7 protein-coding genes and 1 pseudogene are annotated in these 6,183 nt (G+C 63.0%); 3 read left to right on the top strand and 5 right to left on the bottom strand.

The genetic code is table 11. From position 1 onward, the window contains the following. Nucleotides 1-244, top strand: a pseudogene (locus KVT38_RS05075) (NADPH-dependent FMN reductase); the annotation flags it as partial. 57 nt (nt 245-301) lie between these two features. On the opposite strand, the gene KVT38_RS05070 reads toward KVT38_RS05075, so the two are convergent. Continuing rightward, on the bottom strand, nt 302-1,486 hold the full coding sequence (locus tag KVT38_RS05070) for an MFS transporter (protein WP_217592601.1): 1,185 nt from the start codon (nt 1,484-1,486) through the stop codon (nt 302-304). A 164-nt stretch (nt 1,487-1,650) separates the two neighbouring features. Here KVT38_RS05070 and KVT38_RS05065 point away from each other — a divergent pair, with 164 nt between their 5' ends. Next, nucleotides 1,651-2,010, top strand: coding sequence for a winged helix-turn-helix transcriptional regulator (locus KVT38_RS05065; protein WP_217592600.1), 360 nt, complete (start codon nt 1,651-1,653; stop codon nt 2,008-2,010). Between the two features lie 68 nt (nt 2,011-2,078). Here the strand turns inward: KVT38_RS05065 and KVT38_RS05060 are convergent, their stop codons facing one another. The 3 genes from KVT38_RS05060 to KVT38_RS05050 form a co-directional block, all read right to left on the bottom strand. Then, nucleotides 2,079-2,993 carry an AEC family transporter gene (locus tag KVT38_RS05060; RefSeq protein ID WP_217592599.1) on the bottom strand — a complete coding sequence of 305 codons (915 nt, stop codon included), beginning with the start codon at nt 2,991-2,993 and terminating at the stop codon, nt 2,079-2,081. A gap of 191 nt (nt 2,994-3,184) precedes the next feature. Further along, a complete protein-coding gene (locus tag KVT38_RS05055) occupies nt 3,185-3,697 on the bottom strand; it encodes a GNAT family N-acetyltransferase (RefSeq protein WP_217592598.1) in 513 nt (170 codons plus the stop codon). A gap of 137 nt (nt 3,698-3,834) precedes the next feature. Continuing rightward, complete coding sequence (locus KVT38_RS05050) at nt 3,835-4,287, bottom strand: SRPBCC family protein (protein WP_217592597.1); 453 nt, start codon at nt 4,285-4,287, stop codon at nt 3,835-3,837. 125 nt (nt 4,288-4,412) lie between these two features. Here KVT38_RS05050 and KVT38_RS05045 point away from each other — a divergent pair, with 125 nt between their 5' ends. Further along, the gene (locus KVT38_RS05045; protein WP_217592596.1) at nt 4,413-5,228 is read left to right on the top strand and encodes a helix-turn-helix domain-containing protein; all 816 of its coding nucleotides are present in this window, start codon (nt 4,413-4,415) and stop codon (nt 5,226-5,228) included. 106 nt (nt 5,229-5,334) lie between these two features. Here KVT38_RS05045 and KVT38_RS05040 read toward each other — a convergent pair whose 3' ends face one another. Beyond that, on the bottom strand, nt 5,335-6,144 hold the full coding sequence (locus KVT38_RS05040; protein ID WP_217592595.1) for an NAD(P)H-binding protein: 810 nt from the start codon (nt 6,142-6,144) through the stop codon (nt 5,335-5,337). Nucleotides 6,145-6,183 lie beyond the last annotated feature (39 nt).

The raw sequence follows: 6,183 nt of genomic DNA, 5'->3' as shown, positions 1-6,183 counted from the left end.
CGACAAAGCCGCGGGCTCCGTGGGCTACGGCAGCGCGGGCGGGTCGCGGGCGGTCGGGCATCTTCGCCAGAACGCGGGCGAGCTAAGAATGGCGGACGTTCAAGCGCAGGTCTCCTTGTCGCTGTTCCACGACTTCGAGAACTTCAGCGTCCTGCGTCCGGGCCCCAAGCAAGAGGCGTCCGTGAACAACATGCTGAGCCAGGTCATCGCGTGGAGCGGCGCGCTCAAGACGCTGCGGGCGTAAAAGCAATCGATCGAAAGGCGGGACTGCGGCGCGTGCCGAGGTCCCGCTTTTTTGTCGTCAGTCGGGCGCTGGCGTCCGCACTCCCTTGGCGAAGGACACCAGTCCCGCGGACAGCGAGAGCAGGCCGAACGCGAGCGCCGCCCAGGGATGATAGCGGACCGTGGACGAGGCGTCGGCGAGCAGGCCGCCGGTCAAAGATCCGATCGCGACGCCAAGGTGAAGCAGCGACGTATTGAGCCCGAGCACGATGTTTGCCGACTCGGGTGCGATTCGGACGAAGTACGTCTGGATCGCCGGAATCGCCACGGAGTAAGCCAGCATCCAGGCCGCGGAGACGGCGATGCCCGAAACGAGGCCGCCGGCAGCGGAGGAGAATGCGTAGGTGGCGAGCGGCATCAGCGCCAGTGCCACCGCCATCGCGGTCAGACTCCGTACGATGACCGCCGACGGACCGCGCTTGTCGGCCGCTCCGCCGCCGAAGCGCGTGGCAAGCGTGCCGGCCAAGCCGAGCAGCAGCATCGTCAGGCCGGTATAAGAGGTCCTTAGACCGAGCACGTCCTGGAGAAAAGGTACGAAATAAGTGTTCAACAGTGCGATGCCCGACGAAAACAAGAGCGACATCAGCAGTCCCGCGGCAAGCGCGGGTCGGCCGAGCACGGCGAACTGCCGGCCGAAGCCGACGGGTGCGTCGCCTTCCGTCTCGGGCATAAGCCGCAGCACCGCCAGCATCACGAGCAGCGCGCCCGCGCCGAGCAGCAGGTACATGCCCTGCCAGGACCAGCCTTCGGCCAGCGCGATGCCCGCGGGAGCGCCCAATACCGAGGCCGCGCCGAACGCCATCATGACGGTGCTCATGGCGCGGCCGAGCCGGTCGGCGGGCAGAAGCTTCGGCAGCGCGCCGAGCGCCGTCGTGAGATAGACGCCCGCGCTGGCGCCGAGCACGGCGCGGAGCGCGAGCATCGCGGCGTATGCGTCGCTGGTATACGAGAGCAGGCTGCCCGCCGCGAAGACGAGCAACGCGCCGGCGAGCAGCCGCCTGCGCGACATCCGCTGCGTCAGCGAGACGAAAACCGGCGTGCCGACGGCGAAGCCGAGGGAAAAAGCGGCGACGAGCTGGCCCGCCTGGGCGATGCTGATCCCGGCATCCCGGGAGATGATCGGCAGAATGCCGACGACGGCCAATTCGGCAAAGCCAGTCAAGAACGTACCTAGCGTGAGCATATACAAAACCGTGCGATTCATTTTTACCACCTCTTATAATTGTCGCGGAGCCGCGCGGCTCTTGTAGCGACAGTATAAGCGCGGTACTATATAAAAGTAAGAACGCAAATCGTTTGGGGATAATCCTAAAGAATGGACCCACTAACTTAAATAAAGTAATTATTTGTTTGCGGGAGGCGTACAGGATGAGCGAACGAGAAAGGGACGAGGATAAGCCGATCTGCGAGGTTCTTCAGGTGCTAGGAGCCAAGTGGTCTTTCGTGGTGATCGCGGAGCTGCAGAAAGGACCTAAGCGGTTCAATCGGCTGCAGCGGGACGTCGAGATCGTCGGCACGCAGTCGCTCACGGACACGCTGCGGCATCTGGAGCAGAGCGGCATCGTACGTCGCGAAGTCTATCCGACGGTGCCGGTGACGGTCGAGTACAGCCTGACGGACAAGGGCTTGGACTTTCAAGCGACGCTGGCCGAGATGGAAAAGTGGGCGCTGCGCTGGCGCGGCAAGCCCGGCGGCGGGGACGAAACCCGTGCCGCCGATGCGGGATAAGCGCCGGTACCGCGAATCGACGTCCCATGCGGCGTCCGTTCGGCATCCGTGCGGCATCCCGCCGGAGGCTACAGCGATGCCGCCAGGTGCACGACCAGCGGCAAGTACAGGAAGCTCGCGGCCGTCGAAAAGGCGACGTTCATGGCGACGAGCTCTTTGTCCCCGCCGTAGCGCTCCATGAGCACGAGCGAATTGATCGCCGCGGGCATGGCGGATTGAACGAACAGCACCGCTGCGGTCAGGCCGTGCAGGCCGAGCATCGCAATCGCGGCATACGACAGCAGCGGTACGACTGCGATGCGCATGCCGAGCGAGACCCAGATCTCGCGGCGCAGGCTGCGGCGCCAATCCGTCTTGCGGAGCTGCATGCCGAGGAGCAGCAGCACGACGGCGGGATAGGCGCCGCCGACCAGCTCGAGGCCCGACGAGAGCGACTCCGGCAGCCGCACGCTGAGCAGGAACAGCGCGATGCCGACGGCGGCTGCATAGACGAGCGGCGTTTTTGCGATCTGTCGCAGCGCCTGCTTCGGCTTAAAGGACGCGCGCGCCGCCAGGTAGAAGCCGAGCGTGTTCACGAGGATAACATGCGTCACGACGTTGGTCACGCCGATCGCGAAGCCCTCCGTACCGAACGCGAGCAGCAGCAGCGGCAGGCCGTAGTTGTTGGAATTGGAGAAGATCGTCGTCAGCTCCATCGCGCGCCGCGAAGGCTCAGCCAAGCGCAGCAGCCTGCCCGCCCCGGCGGAAGCGGCCCAGCAGAGCGCCGTCTGCACGAGCGTGTACATCGCCACCGTGCCCAGCGTGCCGGTCTTCAGGTCGCTGCCGGCAAGCGCCGAGACGATAAGACAAGGCGACAGCACGAACAGGCTGAGATCCGCGAGCAGGCGCGAATCGGGCGCTTTGTACTTTTGATAGAGGTAGCCCAAGCAGCAGGCGATCAAGATGGGGACGCTGACGTTCGCGAACGTATGAAAGTATGGCATGATCCGTCGTCTCCTGGCCCGGCGAACCGGGTGTTCGAATTTGTTGCTTTTATCATACGACGGTCAGCTCTATTGTTTAAATATATATAATGAATAGAGTTCATATCTCCAAACTATAGACACTGCAAAACACGCGCGGCATCAGCGCCGCGCATGCATGCGACAGACGGTTTTCCGGCCGCAGGCGAGATTCAAGGCTTGTTGATGCCGTACAAGCAGGTTTCTTTTCCACGATTCCGCTCGTTGAAAAAGTACTTTTCCAGCTTCATCCCCAGCTTCTCCGCTACTTTGCGGGAGGCGAGATGATCGGTCGGCATATTTGCGACCAAGCGCCCGAGGCCCAGCTGTTCGAAGCCGTACCGGAGACAACCTTCCGCGGCCTCGTGCCCGTACCCTTCGCGCCACGCCCCGGCATGAATGATATAGCCGAGATCGTTTTCCAACTTGCCGTCGATCTCGCTCGACACGATGCCGGCGTCGCCGATCAGCGCGCCGTCCTCGATTCGGACGACCGCCCATCTGCCATAGCCGTTCGCTTTATAGGATGCGATTTGACGTTCGATCCAGCTTTCCGTTTGTTCGTACGAAAAGGGGGCCGGCCAAAAAGCCATCGTGACCGCGTCGGACTGTATGGCATGCAGCTTGTCCGTATCCGAAGTCGTATGTTCTCTTAAAATTAGCCGCTTCGTGCGAATCACTTCCACGCGTCGATCACCTCTTGTCTATGGCGTTTGTGCTGCACCTTTGAAGCAAAGCCGGGTGCGCGCGGCACAAACAGTCCGATCGGCACCGAGGCCGGTCGGACTGCAACATCGTCATTATAACGGAAATGTTCCGTATTTTACCAGCCAAAATCCAGCGCTTTGCCCGTCTCGACATAGGACTTGATGTTGCTGAGAATCATCGGCCAGCTCTGCTGCGTACTCTCGTACGAAGGGTGCCCCTCCGGCCACCGGTCGTTGACGAGCGTCAACTTCGTGCTTGCGCCCACCGTCTCCAGCGTCATCGTGATGCGCGTCTCGAGCTCGGCATGATTTTCTCGATAGGACGGTCCCGGGTGCTCCGTATAGCTCATCAGGCTGTGCGGTTCGTACGCCAGCACCGTTCCGTAGACATGCACGGTCTCGTCGCCGTCATTGCCCGGCCCCACGTAAGCGTAAGGCGCGCCGATCTCGAAGGTCGATTGGAGCTCGCTGCCGAAGAAGATCGCGCGCGTGCCTTCGGGCGACACGAGCGCCTCCCATACTTGCTCCGGTGTGCCGCCGATATAGATCGTGTACTTCAAATCCTCCATGCCGTTCCCTCTTTCCTGGCTCTATTTAGAATTGCGGCGCTTGCTGCGGACTGCTAGTATCGATTGTATCGCAGCATCGGAAGCTTGTATTGGAAAAACGCGACAACATCTGGAGGTCGATCGTCATGAAGCCTATCGAGCGTCCCTTGGACAAAGCCATCCTCAAGCCGGAGGCGGCCGCGCGCAAGTTCGATCTGAAGCTGTACGCGCCGTCGCCCGCACTAGCGGATTGGATCGAGCATTATTGGACGCTTGCCTGGGACCTGCGGGACGACGCCCCCTTCAGCCAGCAGGTGCTGTCCTACCCGAGCATCAACCTCACGTTGGAAAATGAAAACGACTCCTCGCACGCCGAAGTATACGGCGTGCCGCGCGGGACGTTCACTCGCACGCTAACGGGACACGGCGAGTGCTTCAGCGTCAAATTCCGGCCCGGCGGCTTCTTCCCCTTCTGGCGCCAGTCCGCCGCAAAGCTGACTGGCCGCAGAGTCCCGCTAGCGGAGATGTTCGGCGAGCCCGGGGAGAGGCTGGCCGGCCTGCTGACGGCCGTGCCCGCTGCCGAGGCGAGACTCGCCGCCATGGAGCGATGGCTGCTGGACCACGCGCCGGCGCAGGACGAATCGGCCGAGCTGGCCGGCCGCATCGTGCAGGACGCGGCTTCGGACCGCGGCCTGCTTCATGTCGAAGCGATGGCCGAACGGCACGGCATGAGCGTTCGCACGCTGCAGCGGCTGTTCGGCCGATATATCGGCGTATCGCCGAAGTGGATTTTGCAGCGCTTCCGGCTGCAGGAGGCGGCGGAGCGCATTCGCCAGGAAAAGCTGCAGGATTGGGCGGGGCTGTCGATGGAGCTGGGATATTACGACCAGGCGCACTTTACCCGGGACTTCAAAGCCGTCGTCGGCGTGCCGCCCGAAGCTTATGTGCGCGGGCTTGGCTGAGCCGGCGCGCCGCACGGCTGCGACTGATCGGGCAAGCGGCAGGATGAGCTCGCGGGCCCGCTGGCACGCAGATCTGCAGATCCAGGTCCGCCGGCTCGCAGCTCCGCTACATTTTTTGGTCCGCCAGCCAATCCTTCAGCCCGCGCAGCGGCGCGCCGACGAGCTGTCGCAGGTCCTGGGATACCGCTGCCGTCTCGGAGAGGGGCAGGAGCGAGTAGACCATGCCCTTCATCTCCGAATCGACGCGATGGACGACGGGCCTGCCCGACCTTTCGGAGAGAGCGCGCGCCAGATCGTCCAACCGCCACGGCCGCGAGGCCGTGAGCTCATAAACCCGGCCTTCATGCCCGCTCTCCGTCAGCACTGTCGCGGCGGCTGCTGCGAGGTCTTCCCTGGCGGCGGTATTTAGCGTCCAGTCGCCCGGAGGGCTTAGCAGTACGCCGCCGGCGAGCGCCTCGCGCCAGCCCAGCATCTCGACGATGTCCATATAGTAGGCATTGCGCAAAATGGTGTAGTCGATTCCCGACTCGCGAATGAGCCGCTCGGTCGCGAGGTGCGTCGCATGCAGCGGCAGCTTTCCCCGTTCGGGGTACGCCACGCTCGTGTATACGATTCGTCCGACCTTCGCCGTCTTTGCGGCTTCTACCGCGGCCTGGTGCTGCTTCAGTCGCGCCTCCTCGTCCCGCAGCGGGGAAGAGATGAAGAGCAGCCCGTCTGCGCCTTTGAACGCCGCCGGCAGCGAGGCCGGCTCGTCGTAATCCCCGTACCGAACCTCGACGCCGCGATCGCGCAGCTTGTCCGCTTCCTCCGGCCGCCGCGTCACGATCGCTAGACTCAGCGCGGGCACGCGCCTGAGCAGTTCCTCCAGCACCAACGATCCGAGATGCCCCGTAGCGCCCGTCAATATGATTTTCATGTGCGTGTCACTCCCTTTTATTTTAGTTAAATACTTAAC

It is taken from the genome of Cohnella sp. GbtcB17 (genome assembly GCF_019091135.1).
In the GTDB taxonomy this organism is placed as follows: domain Bacteria; phylum Bacillota; class Bacilli; order Paenibacillales; family Paenibacillaceae; genus Cohnella.
The sequence above is the reverse complement of the archived record's forward strand: the minus strand, read 5'-3'. Positions and strand labels throughout refer to the sequence as shown.